The organism is Streptomyces sp. NPDC058198, assembly GCF_042882605.1.
Taxonomy (GTDB): domain Bacteria; phylum Actinomycetota; class Actinomycetes; order Streptomycetales; family Streptomycetaceae; genus Streptomyces.
The window spans coordinates 262,511-279,292 of record NZ_JBHVVP010000007.1; the positions used below are offsets into that span (position 1 = coordinate 262,511).

A 16,782-nucleotide genomic window follows, 5' to 3' on the forward strand; every position below is an offset into this window, starting at 1 on the left:
ACAGCCCTTAGCTCAAGACCAGGACCTCAATGGCACCTGCACGATACGGCGCGGCCCACTGCACAGTGCCCAGCAGTCCCTGGCGCTTGCCTTGCTGATGCCTCCCATCGCGCAGGCGTACGCGAGGAGATTGGCGTCATGGGCAAAGGTGACGCCGGGCCGCTGCCAGAAGCGGTAAAGCCAATGCTCTGGCGGATCATCCACCAACGGCGTCAGGGGACCTATCTCCTCATGGCGTACTTTGGTGCCATTGCGGTACAGCGTTCCGAAGGTACCGCCCTTGGGGTTGAAATAGAGGCTGTAGGTGGTGGCCGGCGACAGTCTGCGGGCCAGTTCGTCGTCGTCCAGCGCCGTCCAGAAAGGCTGGCTGATGATGCAGCCAAGCGCGGTACCGGTAACGCCGAGCGCATGGTTGCCGCCCGCGTTGAACAGCGACATCTGGTCCACCTCCGAATCCTGCTGCCATACGGGGCACTCCGCAGGATCGGCACCAAGCCGACGGATGACCTCATCTTCACCGATTGCGTCGGTGAACGTCACACCCAGGCCTTCGGAGTGGATCAGCTCTGCTGAGAAGACGCCGATGAGCCGGTCCGCCCGTGCCTGCTCCGCCCGTTGTGCCGCCGTCAACGGCACGGCTCCCGGCTTCCCTTCTACCAATGGCGCAAGGTCTGTCGTCAGTGCCAGCAGCCCTGGCGTCACCTCACCCACGCAGGGGCGCCATGCATCGGCTCCCGCGTCGAGAAGAATCTGCACGGTCTCTCCGTGCATGCCCTCGATTGCCCGCCACAAAGGCGTGAGCCCCTGTGCGTCCGGCGTGTCCACTTCCCGCGTGTAGGGCAGCATCGCGGTTACCGCCGCGACGGCGCCCGCCTCTGCCGCCAAGTGCAGTGGCGTTTCCCAGTCCCAGCCCGATCCCAGGCGTGCGGTCGGAGATTCCCCACTCGCAAGCCGCGCCCTCACGCACGCCAGTTCGTCCCAGTCCTGGAGATGCCAGCTTTTCTCACTCATCCAGTGATCATCGCAACCAGCACTGACAGTGACGCCAGAACCCGCAGCCCTTGCCTCGGGCGGCACGAGCGGTTCGGCGCCGATCCCCTCCGGCCCGGGCGCCGGTGAATGTCTGTGTCGAGGGGCGGTCAGGTGAAAACCGAGCGACAGACTACCCGCGCACCCGGTCATCGCGTCAAGGGCTCAAAGTGCTGCTCATGGCCCGCAGTTGGCCCCTCCCAAGGTGACCATTGACAGGCTGTCGGAGCGTGATCAATTATCGCCGTGCGCCCTGGCAGCCCCACCGGCCCCCCGGAGCCAGGCGCGAAGTCCTCACGTCCGCTGTGTGGCTCACGAGGAAGCTGGTACGCCCTGTGAAACGTCGCTCCGGCGCCCACGACATGCGTTGGCAACGTTGTCGTCACATGAGCGTCTGTAAACGCCCGTGAGTATGTCCCCCGCCCCCACCAGTACCGGCACCGGCATCGGTACCAGGTGACCGAAGCGGCCTACTGACCACCGAGCCTGGAGACGTCCGGGTCGGCGCCCCCCGCGAGCACCTCCTTTCCCGGCTCCGCGCGGGCTCGAAGCATGCGTGAAAACACCCCATTCTCCGTAGAGGGGATGAACAAGCCTTGCCGTCTCACCCCACCCCCCGCACCTCTTCCTCCCACTTCCCCGCTCCCAGCGAACGCGATGGTCGGCGCCAGCCCAACCCCGGACATGAGGTGGCGCCCTCGTCCTTCCCGCAGCAGCGCATGTGGTTCCTGTCCCAGATGCCCGGCGCCAGCGAGGCATACAACGAGGCGATGGCCTTCCGGCTGCGCGGGCCGCTCGACCGGCGCGTCCTCGGGCAGGCGCTCGACACTCTGGTCCGCCGGCACGAGACGCTGCGGACCCGGCTGGCCGAGGCCGGGGGCGAGGTGCTCCAGTACATCGATCCGCCCGGGACCGGCTTCACCCTTGTGGTGGAGGACCTCACAGGCCGCGACGACGCCGAGGAACGACTGGCCGCCCTGCGGTACGAGGAGCTGACCACCCCCTTCGACCTGCGCCGGGGACCGCTCGGGCGCGGCCGTCTCGTCGTCATCGGCGCGCGCCATCACGTGCTGCTGCTGACGATGCATCACTCCGTTTTCGACGGCTGGTCGATGGACGTGCTCCTGCGTGAACTGGGGCTCTCGTACGCGGCTTCGGCGAGCGGCGACACAGATCCGCTGCCGGCACCGGTCCTCCAGTACGCCGACTACGCCCGCGCGCAGCGCGCGCAGGCCGAGGGTGAGGAGTCCGCCGCGCAGGCCGCGTACTGGCAGCGGAACCTCGACGGCGCACCCGCTCTCCTCCCGCTGCCCACCGACCGGCCGCGCCCGCCCGAGCAGGACCACCGGGGCGGTCGCGTCAGTTTCCGTCTCGACCGGGAGCTCACCGCGGCGCTGAAGTCCGTGGCGCGGAAGTCCGGTGGAACGCTGTTCGTCGCCGTACTCACCGGCTGGTCGGTCCTGCTGTCCCGGCTGACCGGACAGAGCGACATCGTGGTGGGCACCCCGACGGCCAACCGCCGCCACGGTGAGGTGAAGGGGCTGATCGGTTTCTTCGTCAACTCCCTCGCGCTGCGCGTCGACCTGTCCGGTACCCCGACGGCGGCGACCGCGTTGAAGCGGGTACGCGGTGTCGTCCGCGACGCACTCGACCATCAGGACCTGCCGTTCGAGCGCGTCGTGGAACTGGTCAACCCTCCGCGCAGCCCCGCGCACACTCCGCTGTTCCAGACCATGTGCGTCTGGGTGCCTTCCCGGCAGGGGATGCTCGTGCTGCCGGATGTCGACGTGGAGCCGCTCGACATCCCCGACGCGGCCGCCAAGTTCGACCTGGCGCTGTCGCTGACGGAGACCGACGGGTGTGTCGTGGGCCATCTCGACTACGCCCGGGCCCTGTTCGACCATGCGACGGCCGAGCGGTACGCCCGGCACCTGCGGCACCTGCTGACGGGTATGGCCGCGCGGCCCGACACCGACCTCGCGGACCTTCCCCTGATGGACGAGGAGGAGACCCGGCTGCTGGTGGCGGACTGGGACGCCGGCCGACCCGGAGAGGGCGTACCGGACGCGTCTGCCGCCCCGGACGGTCTCGTGCGGCGCTTCGAGACCCAGGTACGGCTGCGGCCCGACGCGCCCGCGCTCGTCTGCGGCAGCGTCCGGCACAGTTACGCGGAGCTCGATCAGCGGGCCAACCGCCTCGCGCACGCGCTGATGGCCCGCGGGGCCGGCCCCGGCCAGGTGATCGGGGTGCACACGGGGCGGACCGCGGAGCTGGTGGTGGGCGTTCTCGGTGTCCTGAAGGCGGGCGCCGCCTGGCTCCCGCTCGATCCGGGACAGCCCGCCGCCCGGCTGGCCTCGATGGTCGAGGACGCGGCACCGACGCTCGTACTCAGCGACTTCAGCGAGACGGACACACCGCCCGGGCCGTGGCGGTCCCTGCGCGCGGTCGAGGCGGAGGCCACCCGCGACGACGCGCCCGGCGTGCGAGCGCTTCCCTCGCAGCCGGCCTACGTGATCTACACCTCGGGGTCCACCGGCCGTCCCAAGGGCGTCGCGGTGACGCACGCGAGTGTTCTCAACCTCTTCGACACCTGGCTGGCCAGGATGGGGGCAGAGCCGGGGGAGGCGTCGTCGGCGTGGTCCGGCATCGGCTTCGACGCCTCCGTACACGAGCTGCTGATGCCGCTCACCACGGGCGGCGTCCTGCACCTGGTCCCCGACGAGCTGCGGGGTGATCCCGAGGCGCTGATGGCGTGGCTGGGGGAGCACCGGATCGCGCAGGCCTTCCTACCGCCCGCGTACATCAAGTGGATCGACGAGGATCCGGCACGGCGGGTGGCCGGACTGGGCCTGCGGCGACTCCTGACCGGTGTGGAGTCCCTGCCCGAGATGGCGCTGTACCGCATGACGCGGAACCTGCCGGGACTGCGTGTCTGTTACGGCTACGGCCCCACCGAGGCCACCCTCTACAGCACCGCCTACTACGACCCCCAGCCGCTGGAGAGGCAGTGCCCGATCGGCCGGCCGCTGCCCGGCACGCGGCTGTATCTGCTGGACGACCGGCTCCGGCCCGTCCCGGCCGGGGTCGCCGGCGAGGTCTACCTCGGCGGCGCGAGCCTCGCCCAGGGCTATCTGCACCGGCCCGACCTGACGGACGAACGCTTCATCGCCGATCCGTTCGTCCCCGGCGAGCGCCTCTACCGCACCGGTGACCTGGCCCGGCGCCTGCCCGACGGCAACGCCGAGTACCTTGGCCGCTCGGACGATCAGGTGAAACTGCGCGGCTTCCGCATCGAACCGGGCGAGGTCGAGGCGGCGGTCCTGGCGCTCGACGGTGTCAGGGAGGCGGCCGTGCTGGCGGACCGCGACGCCGGCGGCCAACTGCGCCTGGTGGCCGGGGTCGGCAGAGGTGACGCACCCCCGCGTCCGCCGCACGCGTGGCGCGCCCTGCTGGCGGCGCGGCTTCCCGACTACATGATCCCCGCCCTCTTCGTGGAGCTCCCCTCCCTGCCGCTCAACCGCAGCGGCAAGCTCGACCGGGCGGCCCTCCTCGAACTGGCGCGCTCCAGCGCGGCCACCCAGGTCAACATGGCCAGTCCGCGCGACCACATAGAGCTGAGCCTCTATCAGATCTGGCAGGACATCTTGCTGACCGAGGACATCGGCATCCGCGACAGCTTCTTCGACCTGGGCGGTACGTCCCTGTCCGCGATCAAGATGGCGCACCGGGTGCGGGAGACGCTGGGCGAGACGATCGCCGTCCGCGACATCATGCTCCACCCGACCGTCGAGGACCTCGGCGGGCTCATCAGGCGGGGCGCGTCCGGGCGGCCGGCGAGCAACCTCATCGAATTCCGAGCCGGTGAGAGCGGCCGGCGCGTGGTGTGCGTGCACCCCGCCGGAGGGACCGCCTTCTGCTACCTCTCCCTGGCCAAGGCGCTGCCCGACGACATCGGCCTGTACGGCGTCCAGTCACCGGGAGTGAACCCGGGCGAATCGTTCCTGCCCAGCGTCGAGGCCATGGCCGAGGCGTATCTGCGGCTCATCGAGCCCCTGGGCGACGGCCCGCTGGTGCTGACGGGCCTCTCCTACGGCGGTCTCGTCGCCCATGAGATGGGACGCCGGCTGGCCGCGGCGGGCAGGACCGACGTCAGTGTGGTCCTGCTCGACACGCAGGCGACCGACGACCCCGCCGAGCGCGCCGCCGTCACGCCCGTGGACATCGCCGAGTTCCGCGACAAGCTGGTCCGCTTCAACGGCATGTACCCCGGCATCGACGACGAGCAGATCGAGCAGTACTTCCGTATCTACAACCACAACCGCATGACGGCGCGCGAGCACATCCCCGCCCGTTCCGCCGCGCGGCTTGTGCTGCTGCAGGCGGTCGGCGGAGGCGCGGACGAGGCGTTCCTCGACGCGGTGCGGACGTTCTGGCGCACGCGCGCCGACGGCGAGCACCACGTGGAACCGATGGACTGCGACCACTGGGAGATGCTGGAGAACGCCGAGGCGCCGCTGGTCGCCGCCGTGATCGAGCGGGAACTGAAGCAGTGCGCGGCGCCGCCCCTCCCACGGCCCGCACCGCAGGATGCCTCTCTCAGAGTCCGGGAGGCGCGATGACTCCGGACTTCGCCGAGGCGCCCCGTACCCCCGGTCCTCCCGCGGCGAAGGGTCTGGCGGCGGCGGTGCTGGCCGGTGTGCGGCGCGCGCCGCACACGCCCGCGATCGTGGACGGCGGGCACGTGGTCGACCGAGCCGGGCTCGACAGGCTGAGCGCGGCCGTCGCCGAGTCCCTGCGTCTGCACGGCGTACGGCGCGGCCAGGCGGTCGCGGTGTGTCTGCCGCGCTCCTGGCAGCTGGTCTGCGTCATGCTCGGCGTGCTGCGGGCCGGCGCCGTCGTCGTACCCCTGGACGCGCAGAGTCCGCCCGAGCGGCGCGAGCACATTCTGCGGGACGCGGGGGCCACGGTGCTGGTGCACGACGGTGCGCCACAGGAAGCGCTGCCCGCGGCCGTCACGGGTCTCGTGTGCTCGGCGCTGCTGGCACCCGCCGACGGACCCGACGGTCTCTCGCCGGAGCCGGTCGCCCCGGTCGCCGACACGTGGCAGGACCCGTGCGCAGAGCCGACGGTCTCGTTCCTCTTCTACACCTCCGGAAGCACCGGCCGCCCCAAGGGCGTCGAGGTGCGGGACGCCGGTGTCCTGCGGCTGGCCCGCGACGGTTACCTCGACCTGGCCGAAGGCGCCCGCTACGCCTGCCTGTCCAACCCCGCCTTCGACGCGCTGAGCTTCGAGGTGTGGGTGCCGCTGCTGACCGGCGGCTGCTGCGTGATCCTGCCCGACGAGGACGTGCAGACACCGCACGCACTCGACGCGGCACTGCGGCGCGAGGCCGTCGACACCATGTTCCTCACGGTCGCCCTGTTCAACGCGGTGACCGACCAGGTGCCCGACTGCTTCTCCTCGGTGCGGCAGGTCCTGATCGGCGGCGAGCAGCTCAACGCCCCGCTGATCAGCCGCTGGTACTGGCACAACGCGGCCACGTCCACGACGAGGCTGTTCAACGTCTACGGGCCGACCGAGTCCACCACGTTCGCGCTGTGCCACCCGGTCCCGCGTGACTTCGACGGCGATGTCGTACCGCTCGGTGACGCTCTGCCCGGCACCGGCACGCTCCTCGTCGCGGACGGCACACGCCCCGCGCGGCCTGCGGAAGTCGCGGAACTGTACTTGTCCGGGGACGGTCTCGCCGCCGGGTACCGCAACCTGCCCGAGGAGACCGCCCGCCGGTTCGTGACGCTGCCGTGGCACGACGCCGGCCGCACCCGCTGGTACCGCACCGGCGACCTCGTGCGCCGTGACGAGAAGGGCCTGATCACCTACGTGGGCCGCGCCGACCGGCAGGTCAAGGTGCGCGGCTTCCGTATCGAGCCCGGCGAGGTCGAACGCTGCCTGGTCTCCCACCCGGCGGTCCGGCAGGCGTACGTCTGCACCCGCCGCGACGCCACCGGCGCCAACGAGCTCCTGGCCTATCTGGTCCCGCGCGGCGAGCTGTCGTTCGAGCGGTTCGACCGTCATCTGGCCGCCGGCCTGCCCGCCTACATGCGCCCGCACCACCTGCACCTCGTGGACGCGCTCCCGCTCACCGCCAACGGCAAGGTCGACCGGGACGCCCTTCTGCGCCGAGCCGTCGAACCCTGGCGCCCCGCGCGCGGCGCGGACACCCGTACCACGCCCTGGCAGCGCGAGATACTCGACCTCGCCGGTGACGTCCTCGGCGTTACGGACCCGCGCCTCGAAGACCGGTGGATCCCGCTGGGCGGTGACTCCCTCAAAGCGCTGAGACTCCGCTTCGAGGTGCGCAGACGCTACGGCTGCGACGTGCCGCAGTCGCTGGTCCTCGGCTCCGATCTCGCCGCGCTGGCCGCCGCCGTCGAGGCGGGCCGCGCCGCGGGCGACCGCGTCCACCCGCCGCTGCCCGCGCCGGTCACCGGTCGCGACCGTGCCCCGGCCACCGCCGAGCAGCAGCGCCTGTGGCTGATCCAGCAGCGCGACCCGCACTCCCGCGCGTACGACGTGCCCCTCGCCTTCCGGGTACGCGGCGACCTCGACGTCCCCGCGCTGCGCCGGGCACTTCGGGGGCTGGTCGTACGCCACCCCGCCCTGCGCACCGCGTTCGAGGCCACGGCCGGTGGACTCGTGCAGCGCGTGGCCGAGCCGTACGACCCGTGGCACCCGGTCGTGGCCGGTGACGGGGAGGACGGCGAGGACGGGGACGACGGGGAGGCAGCGGCCCGGCAGCTGTCCGGCACGCCCTTCGACCTGGCCGATCCGCGGCTGCTCAGGGCCGGATGGCTGCCGTGGGACGGCGGTGGGACGCTCCTGCTGCACCTGCACCACATCGCCGTCGACGGCTGGTCCCTCAACGTACTGTTCCGTGAACTGTCCGCCGGCTACGCCACCGCCCTGGGCGACGGCCGGAGCCACGGCGCGGACCCGGAAGCCGAGCGGCCGGAAGACGGCAGCGGCGCCGCCACCCCGCTGGACCTGGCGCTCTGGCAGCAGGACTGGCGCACGCACGACGCCTACCGCACCCAGCGCGCGGACCTTCGCGCGTACTACGGCGGCCTTGAGCCCGCATCCCCGCCCCTGGAGCCACTGCGCACGGCGGAACAGCCCACGGGCCGCGAACGCCCCACCGGCCGCCTCGTGCGCACCTCGCTCGACCTCGTACGGCGCACGGCTCTGGACCGGCTGAGCGCCGAACTGGGCCTGACCCGCTTCCACCTGCTGCTCAGTGCGTACGCGTGGAGTCTGTACGGCGTCACAGGACAGCTCCGTCCCGTCATCGCCGCCCCGGTCGCCGGACGGCCGCTGCCCGACTTCGAGACCAGCGTGGGCATGTTCGCCAACACCGTGCTCCTGCCGGTGGCCCTCGACCCCGCCGCGGAGTTGGGCCGCCAGGTGCGGACCCTGTCGGCGGCCGTACAGACGGTCCTCGACCGGCAGGACGTGGGGCTCGCCGACGTACTGGACGACTGGCGCACGCGCAGCGGCGGGACGCCCTTCGACTTCATGTTCGTACTGGAGAACACCGACTTCGGGGCGCTGGCGCTGCAAGGCTGCGACAGCCGCCCGGAGTTCCCGCAGCCGGCCGAGGCCAAGTGCCCGCTGACGCTCTCCGTGGTCGAGCACGAGAACGGCTTCGACTGTCTGTGGGAGTACGCCGACGACTATTTCGACCCCGCGGACATCGAGTCCCTCACCGACCTGTTCGTCCAGGGGCTCGACCGGCTGGCCGCAGGGGGTACGGGCACACTCGCCGACATCGTGGCCCCCTACCGCCGCGCTCTCGCCGACCCGGGCCGCGGTGCGCCGGGCACGCCGGCTTTCACCACCGTGGCCGAGGGCTTCGCCCGCCAGGTACGGCGCACCCCGCACGCCCCGGCGGTGACGTACGGCGACCGCACACTGAGCTACAGCGAACTGGACGCCCAGGCCGCGGCGCTGGCCGACGAACTGCGCGCCCGGCACCCGCTGCCTACGGCCGATGCACCCGCCTGTGTGGCACTGCACCTGTCACCGTCGATCGAGCACGTGGTGGCGCTGCTCGCGCTCGCGCGCCTCAACATCACCGCTGTGCCGCTCGATCCGTCCTATCCGCCCGCGCTGCTGCGGCAGATCCTCGGCCGCGTCGAGCCGCTCTGTGTCCTGCTGGCACCCGGCGAGGAGTCCGCCCTCGACGCCGTCGCCGGCGTGGACCTGCCCCGTCATCCGGTCACCCTGCCGCCCGCGCCGCCCGCCCCGCCGGCCTTCCGGCCCCACCAGGGCCTGCGACCGCTGTACATCCTGTTCACCTCCGGCTCCACGGGCACGCCCAAGGGCGTCCAGGTGCCGGACAGCACCCTGTGCAATCTGCTGGCGTGGCAGACCGGGGAGGGCGGTCTCCCAGGGCCTGCCGTCACGCAGCAGTTCTCGATGCTGTCCTTCGACGTCTCCTTCCAGGAGATCTTCACCACCCTGTGCGGCGGCGGCCGGCTGCATCTGATCCGGCCCGGCTGGCGCCAGGACGTGCCCGCCCTCCTGGAGCAGCTGGAGACCGCCGCCGTCGAACGCCTCTTCATGCCGTACGTGGCCCTCAGCCTGCTCGCCGAGCACGGCGTCCTGCTGGGCCGCTATCCGTCGCGGCTGCGTGAAGTCATCACCGCGGGCGAGCAGTTGGTGTGCACCGACGCGATCCGGCGCTGGTTTGCCGGGCTTTCCGGGGCGCGGCTGTTCAATCACTACGGGCCGACCGAGACGCACGTGGTGAGCGGGCTGTGCCTGGACGGCGACCCCGCCCGCTGGCCGGACCGCCCCGCCATCGGCCGCCCCGTCGCGAACGCGCACCTCCGGGTGGTCGACGACGACGGGCAGCCCGTGGCGCCCGGCCGCACGGGCCACCTGCTCATCGGCGGTTCCATGGCCGCGCCCTGCTACGTGGGTGATGCCGGCCTGAACCGGACCCGGTTCGCGGCCGACGCGGAATCGGGCACCTTCTACCGCAGCGGTGACCTCGCCCGTTTCGACCGCCAGGGCCTCCTGCACTACTCGGGCCGCGACGACGAGCAGGTCAAGGTCAGCGGTCACCGCGTCGAACCCGGCCAGATCGAGGCCGCCCTGCTGCGGCATCCCCGGATCGACCAGGCCGTCGTCGTCCTCGACGGTACTCACCTGGTGGCCTGCCTCCAGTGGCGTCAGGGGGAGGCCCTGCCGCAGGACATCGGCGCTCATCTCGCGGCCCTGCTGCCGGCACATATGCGCGTGCACCGTTTCCGCCGCCTGCGCACGCTGCCCCGTACGCCCAGCGGCAAGCTGGACCGCCGGGCGGCACTGGAAGCGAGCACGGAAGAGCGCGCCGCCGTCGTCGGCGCCGAGCGGGCGCCAGGCATCTCGGCACGCGAGGCGCGCCTGTCCGGGCTGTTCACCGCGGCCACGGGCCGGAGCGTCTCCCCGGAACAGCGCTTCTTCGACGCCGGCGCGACCAGCCTCGACCTGATGCGGTTCCACCTGCGCTGCGTGGCCGAACCGGACCTGGACTTCACCATCCCCGACCTGTTCGAGCACGTGACGATCCGGGCACTGAGCCGCTTCCTCGCCGCGCGAAGCGACGAAGCGCCCGTGCCCGTCTCCGCCTCCGTGCCCGCCTCCGACTTCACCTCGGACGAACCGATCGCCGTCATCGGTATGGCCGTCCGGCTGCCCGGCGCCTCCGACCTGGCCGCCTTCTGGGACATGGTCGAGTCGGGCGCCCGGGGTATCGAACACTTCGACGCCCCGGACGGAAAGGTGGGCGCCCGCAGCCAGATGGACGGTCTGCTGGCATTCGATCCCGGTCACTTCTCCATCAGCCGCCAGGAGGCCCGGCTGATGGACCCCCAGCAACGACACCTGCTGATGAGCTGCGTCGAGGCACTCGCCCACGCCGGCATCGCCGATCCGGCCGTACGGCGCGTCGGTCTCGTCGCCGGCTGCGGAGAGAACACGTACTTCCAGTCGATGCTGCGCGAAGGCGACCCGGCAGCCCTGCCCGACTCCTTCCAACTGGCCCTCCACCACGAGAAGGACTTCCTCGCCACCAAGGCCGCCTACCATCTGGGCCTCACCGGCCCGGCGCTCACCGTGCAGGCCGCCTGCGCCAGCTCCCTCGCCGGTGTCCACGTCGCCGCCGGCCTGCTCCGTCAGGGCGACGCCGACGTCATGCTCGCGGGCGGAGTCCTGGTCGACACCCAGCTCAGCGACGGCTACACCTACCGGCCACAGCACATTTTCTCCCCCGACGGCCACTGCAGGCCCTTCAGCGACGACGCGGGCGGCACCATCGGCGCCAGCGGCGTCGGCGTCGTGGTCCTCAAACGGCTCTCGCGAGCCCGGCGCGACGGCGACACCGTGTACGCGGTCGTCACCGGGTCGGCCCTGAACAACGACGGCGCCGACAAGATGAGTTACAGCGCCCCGTCCCTGGCGGGCCAGCGCGAGGTCATCCGTACCGCGCTGCGGCGCAGCGGCCGCCGCAGCGCCGACCTCGGCTACGTGGAGGCACACGGTACGGCCACCCGGCTCGGCGACCCGGTGGAGGTGGACGCCCTGCGCCAGGCGTTCGACCTGGCCGAGTCCGGGCGCTGCGCGCTGTCGTCCGTCAAGAGTCAGATCGGGCACCTCGGCGCCGCCGCCGGTGTCGTCGGACTCGTACGGGCCGCCCTCGCGGTGCACCACGGCCGGATACCCCCCAACGTCGGCTTCCGCCGCCTCAACCCGCACCTCGGTGACGACCCGACACCGTTCCACGTACCGGCCGTGTCCGCTCCGTGGCCGGCGGACCGGCCGCGGGTGGCGGCCGTCAGCAGCTTCGGCATCGGCGGCACCAACGCCCATCTGATCCTCGAACAGGGCGCGCCGGCCGACCCCGTGCCAGGGCCCGTGACCGTGCCCTGCCTCGTCCTGTCCAGCCGCAGCGCGGCGGGGCTGCGGGCCGACGCGGCCCGCGTCGCGGCCTACCTGAGCGCCCGGCCGGACCGGTACGAGCAGGTGCTGCGCCACCTCCAGGCGGGCCGTCCCGCCCACCGGTGGCGCGCCGCCGCAGTATGCCCCGACGCCGCGTCAGCCGTCGCGTGGCTGCGTACGGCCACCGGTACGCAGGCGTCTCCCGCCGACGAGGCGCCGCTCGCCGCGGACCGCGCCCCGGAACGGCTGGCAGCCGCGTGGACGGCCGGGCACCCTGTCCAGTGGCCCGCCGGTCCGGCCCAGGCCCCCTGGGACTTCCCGCCGCCCGCCTTCGACCTGTCCGAGCACGACTTCCCCAGGATCGCGTCCGGCGCGCAGGCCGGCCCCGGCGACGGCGTGCGCCGACTGCCCGAGGACCGGTGGCTGCACCAGCCGGCCTGGGTACGGCTGAGGCGAGCCGTCCCCGGGGCCGGCAAGGACAGCGCGCGGGTCCTGGTCGTCATGACCGCCACGCCGTCCGAGGCGGCCGACTGGCAGGACCTGGCACGCGCGTACGGGCGAGTGGTCCGGGTCGGCGCAGGCGACGCCTTCGCCCGGTGCGCGGACGACGTCTACACCGTCGATCCCGCCGATGCCACCTCGCTCGGCCTGCTGCTGCGCGCCCTGCGGGAGGAGGCGCCGGCCGGTCTCGACTGGCTGCACGCCCTGCCGCTGGCGGTGGACGGCGAGGTCGGTGAGGCGGCCCTCGCACGGGCCCGCTGGGCCTGCCTGGACACGCCCGCCGCGCTGGTACGGGCGATTGCCGAAGGCGCCGAGGACGCCGAAGCCGCCGGTCCGACTCGCGTCTGGTGGCTGTCGCACAGAGCCCAGCCGGTCGAAGGACCGGTGGAGCGCCCCGAACTGGGTCTCCTCGCGGGGGCCGTGGAGGTGCCGCGTCAGGAGACCGGCCTGTCCACGTGCTGGCTCGACCTGCCGACTCCCCGGCCTGCGCACTGGGCCGCGTCGCTGGCGTCCGTGCTGGCGGACGAGAACGCGGCGGCGCTGCCCCGGCGGCTGGCGCTGCGCTCGGGGTACTGGTGGCACGTGACGCCGAACCCCGTCGAGGCTCCCACCCGTTCCGCGCCGCCCTGTCGGGATCCGGCCGGCAGCGACGAGGCCCGCTGGCTCGTCCTGGGCGGCACCGGCGGAATCGGTGGCAGCATCGCCGCGCATCTGCTGGAGACGACCGACTGCCGTGTCGTCCTGGTGGCCCGGCGTGCGAACCTGCCGCAGGCGCTGACACGCTGGGCGGACCGCGTCGAGTGCATCGAGGCCGACCTGGCCGAGGAGCCGCCCGAGCGGGTACGGGCCCGCATCGACGGGGACGGCCGGCGCATCGAGGGCATCGTCCACGCGGCGGGCGTCGCGTCCGGCGCCCTGCTGGTGCGGCGCGACGCCGACGCGATGCGACGCGGGACGGAGGCCAAGCTGCGCGGGGCCCTGCTGATGGAAGGGCTCATCGCGACGCACCGCCCCGCCTACGCCGTCTACTGCTCGTCGATGTCTGCCTGGTACGGCGGCATCGGCCAGTTCGACTACGCCGCCGCCAACGGGCTCCTGGACGGTTTCGCCCAGCACCGGGCCGGCGGCCCGGCCGACGACACCGTCCGTATCGCCCTCGACTGGGACATCTGGAGCGACACGGGCATGGCCACGAACGCCCTGCACCACGACGCCCGGCACCGGGCCCACTTGGCGGTCGGGCTCACCGCGGACGAGGGCCGGCGGGTGTTCGCGGACGCGCTGCGGCTGCAACTGCCGCACCTGATGGTCTCCACCACGGCCCTCGACCGGGCGCAGTCGTTCTACGAGCCCGCCGATCCCGCCCCGGTCCCTGCAACGGCAACGGCAACGGCAACGGCAACGGCGGCGGTGGCGGCAACGGTGGCGAGCACGGGTTCGGGTGCTCTCCCGACTGCCGCCGAGCTGGCCGGCCTGCTGTGCCGGACCCTGGGGACGGACTCCCTCGACCCGTCGGCCTCGTTGTACGACCTGGGCGCCGATTCCCTCACGTTCCTTGAACTGATCACGGACATCCACGACCGGTACGGGATCGAGCTGGAACTGTCCCGGCTCAGCCACCGCGTCAGCCTCGACGAGATACTCGAACACCTCGGCGCCGCGGCCCGCGCCGAGACTCCCGGCGCCGATCCGGTGCGGCTGGAGATCTGGCAGGCGGGCACGGGCCGCGACGTGCTCTGCCTGGTGCACCCCGTGGGCGGTGACATCCAGGCGTACCGGTCCCTGGTCACGGCCCTCGATCCCCGGCTGACCGTGTGCCTGATCGCGGACCCGGCGCTGCGCGACCCCGGTCTGCCGCCGTGGACCCTCACCGAACGAGCCGCGTGCTACTACGCGGCCGTAGAGGCCCGCTTCCCGCACACCGAATGGCGCCGGCGGCTGGCCGGCTGGTCGTTCGGTGCCTGGGTGGCGCTGTCCATGGCGGCCGCGGCCGAGACGGACGCACAGCCCGTGGACCACGTCTACCTGCTCGATCCACCGCCGCCCGGCGCCGGGCCGGTCCTCGGCGGCTACGACGAGCAGCAGATCCGTACGGTGTTCGCCCACGAGCTGGCCCGCCAGGACACCGACCGCCCGCCGGGCGAGGAGGCGCAGCAGTACGCGGACCGGCTCACCCGGTGCTGCCGCGCCAATCTGCGCAGCATGGCGGACCACCGGCTGCCGCGGCTGAGCCGTACGCCGAGCACGCTGTGGCTGGCCGGGCTGCCGACGCCGGGGCTGCCGGTGCCGGGGTCGCCGGACGCCCAGGCCGCGGCCTGGGAGGCGCTGCTGCCCCGGCCGTCGAGCCTGCGTCACCTGGAGACCAGCCACTACGACATCGTGCGGCCGCCCCAGGTGAAGCACGTGACCGAGGCCGTCAACGCGGACACGCCGCCCGGCTCGGAGAGGCGATGACCGCATCCGGCCCGCCTCGCCTCACCTCCCGCGCCGCGCCGCGCCACGCCATGCATCGCCTCGCACCAGGAAGTGACCTTCGTGCATCCTTACGCGTCCCTCTCCGCGCGCTCGTTCTGGCGCACGGCCGTCGCCGAGCCCGATCCGGCGGACATCACCGGGCTGTGGACGCCCAAGTTCGCCCTCGGGCAGGACGATCCCGTACTCACCGCGGGCTCCTGCTTCGCCCGCCATCTCGGCCCCGCCCTGCTGGAGGAGGGCATGTACTGGCAGGACGCCGAACCGGCGCCGCCGGGTCTCACCGCGGCCGAGCGGCGGGAACGCCACTACGGCCAGTTCTCGTTCCGCACCGGCAACATCTACACCGCCGCCGCCCTGCTGCAGTGGCTGTCCTGGGCCTTCGGGGAGACGGAGCCGCCCGAGGAGGTGTGGAGCGAGGCGGGCAGTCACCACGACCCCTTCCGGCCGTCCGTGGAGCCCGGAGGCTTCGCCTCGCCCGGCGCCGTGGCGGCGGCCCGGCAGGTGACGCTGGCGGCGATACGCGACGCGGTGTCGTCGGCGAGCTGCCTCATCTTCACCCTGGGGCTGACGGAGGCGTGGCTCGACCGCGCCACCGGCGCCGTGCACCAGGTCTGCCCCGGCACCGTGCACGGCACGTTCGACCCCGCTCGCCACGTCTTCCACAACTTCACCGCGGCCGAGGTGCACAGGGACCTGTCCGCGGCCGTCGCGCTCGCCCGCCGGGCCAACCCCGGCCTGCGGGTGCTGCTCACCGTCTCCCCGGTGCCGCTGACGGCGACGGCCACCGGCGGGCACGCCCTGCCTGCCACCACGTACTCCAAGTCCGTACTGCGGGCCGCGGCAGGGCAGTTGGCCGTGGAACTCGACCACGTCGACTACTTCCCCTCGTACGAGATCGTCACCGGCCTGCCCTTCGGACGGCGGTTCTTCGAACCGAACCTGCGCACCGTCACCCCGCAGGGCGTCGCCTTCGTGATGCGCCACTTCTTCGAGGCGCTGGGGCAGCGCGTCGCCGCGACCCGCCCCGTGCCCACCCCTGACTCCCGGACTGCCGGCGGAGAGGACCACTGGTGTGAAGACGCCGTACTCGACTACTACATCCGCGGCCAGGTTCCTCCTGCTCGGTGACTCCCACGCCGGGCCCGTCGGCCGCGCCGCCGAGGCCGCTCGTGTGCCGTTCCGGGGCGGACCCCTGGGCGCGGGCCGTGAGTTCCACGCGGACTTCTTCGACGTACGCGGCACGGACGTGGTCTTCCGCAAGGAGGAGACCGAGCGCCTCTACCGCGGGTTCCTCGCCGAGCTGGGCGCGGAAGGCCTCGGGGCGCTGGACATCCCGCTCGTGACGACGTTCGGCTTCAGCGCCCATACGGTCGCCACGAGCGAGAACTGGCGGATCTACCGCGTGCGGGGCGGCGGTTTCGCGCCCGGCTTCCTCGGCAGCGGCCTGTTCGCCGACATCGTCCGGGCCATGGTCCGCGACGCGCTGGCCTTCTACGAGCACGCCGTCGGACTGGGGCTGCGGGTCGTGTCGCTGATGCCGCCGCAACGCGTGCCCGGCATGTCGGATCCGCAGGTGTTCTTCGCCGCCCAGGAGACCGTGCGCGCCGAACTGGCCGCGCGTGGCGTCGAGATCGTGGACGTCCGTGCGCGCGTGACCGACGGGACGGGGTTCCAGCGGCCCGCCTTCTGCGAGGCGGACGACACCATCCACGGCAACCTGGCGTTCGGCCGGCTGATCCTGGCCGACCTCCTCGCCCGCGGCCTCTGACCCCGCTGCCACCCGACCGACCCGGCTC

The 16,782-nt window shown here is 72.6% G+C and carries 5 protein-coding genes; 4 read left to right on the forward strand and 1 reads right to left on the reverse strand.

Translation table 11 applies throughout. The features are described 5' to 3' along the window. Positions 1-12: 12 nt before the first annotated feature. Positions 13-1,011: an ankyrin repeat domain-containing protein gene (locus ACFVWW_RS23990; RefSeq protein WP_386878990.1), complete on the reverse strand. Its 999-nt coding sequence runs from the start codon at positions 1,009-1,011 to the stop codon at positions 13-15. 707 nt (positions 1,012-1,718) lie between these two features. Between ACFVWW_RS23990 and ACFVWW_RS23995 the strand changes: the two genes are divergently transcribed. From ACFVWW_RS23995 to ACFVWW_RS24010, 4 genes are all read left to right on the forward strand, one after another. Continuing rightward, entirely contained in the window at positions 1,719-5,648 is a 3,930-nt protein-coding gene (locus tag ACFVWW_RS23995; protein WP_386878989.1) for an amino acid adenylation domain-containing protein, read from the forward strand. Beyond that, a complete protein-coding gene (locus tag ACFVWW_RS24000) occupies positions 5,645-14,965 on the forward strand; it encodes an amino acid adenylation domain-containing protein (RefSeq protein ID WP_386878988.1) in 9,321 nt (3,106 codons plus the stop codon). Before ACFVWW_RS23995 ends, ACFVWW_RS24000 begins: the two co-directional genes overlap by 4 nt. An 81-nt stretch (positions 14,966-15,046) precedes the next feature. Continuing rightward, positions 15,047-16,114: a GSCFA domain-containing protein gene (locus tag ACFVWW_RS24005; protein WP_386878987.1), complete on the forward strand. Its 1,068-nt coding sequence runs from the start codon at positions 15,047-15,049 to the stop codon at positions 16,112-16,114. Positions 16,115-16,157: 43 nt separating this feature from the next. Then, positions 16,158-16,754 carry a hypothetical protein gene (locus tag ACFVWW_RS24010; protein ID WP_386878986.1) on the forward strand — a complete coding sequence of 199 codons (597 nt, stop codon included), beginning with the start codon at positions 16,158-16,160 and terminating at the stop codon, positions 16,752-16,754. The last annotated feature ends 28 nt before the right edge of the window (positions 16,755-16,782 follow it).

Excerpts from the sequence above, each read along its gene's own strand:
- ACFVWW_RS23990 (WP_386878990.1), bottom strand. The coding sequence starts at position 1,011 with ATGAGTGAGAAAAGCTGGCATCTCCAGGACTGGGACGAACTGGCGTGC.
- ACFVWW_RS24000 (WP_386878988.1), top strand. The coding sequence starts at position 5,645 with ATGACTCCGGACTTCGCCGAGGCGCCCCGTACCCCCGGTCCTCCCGCG.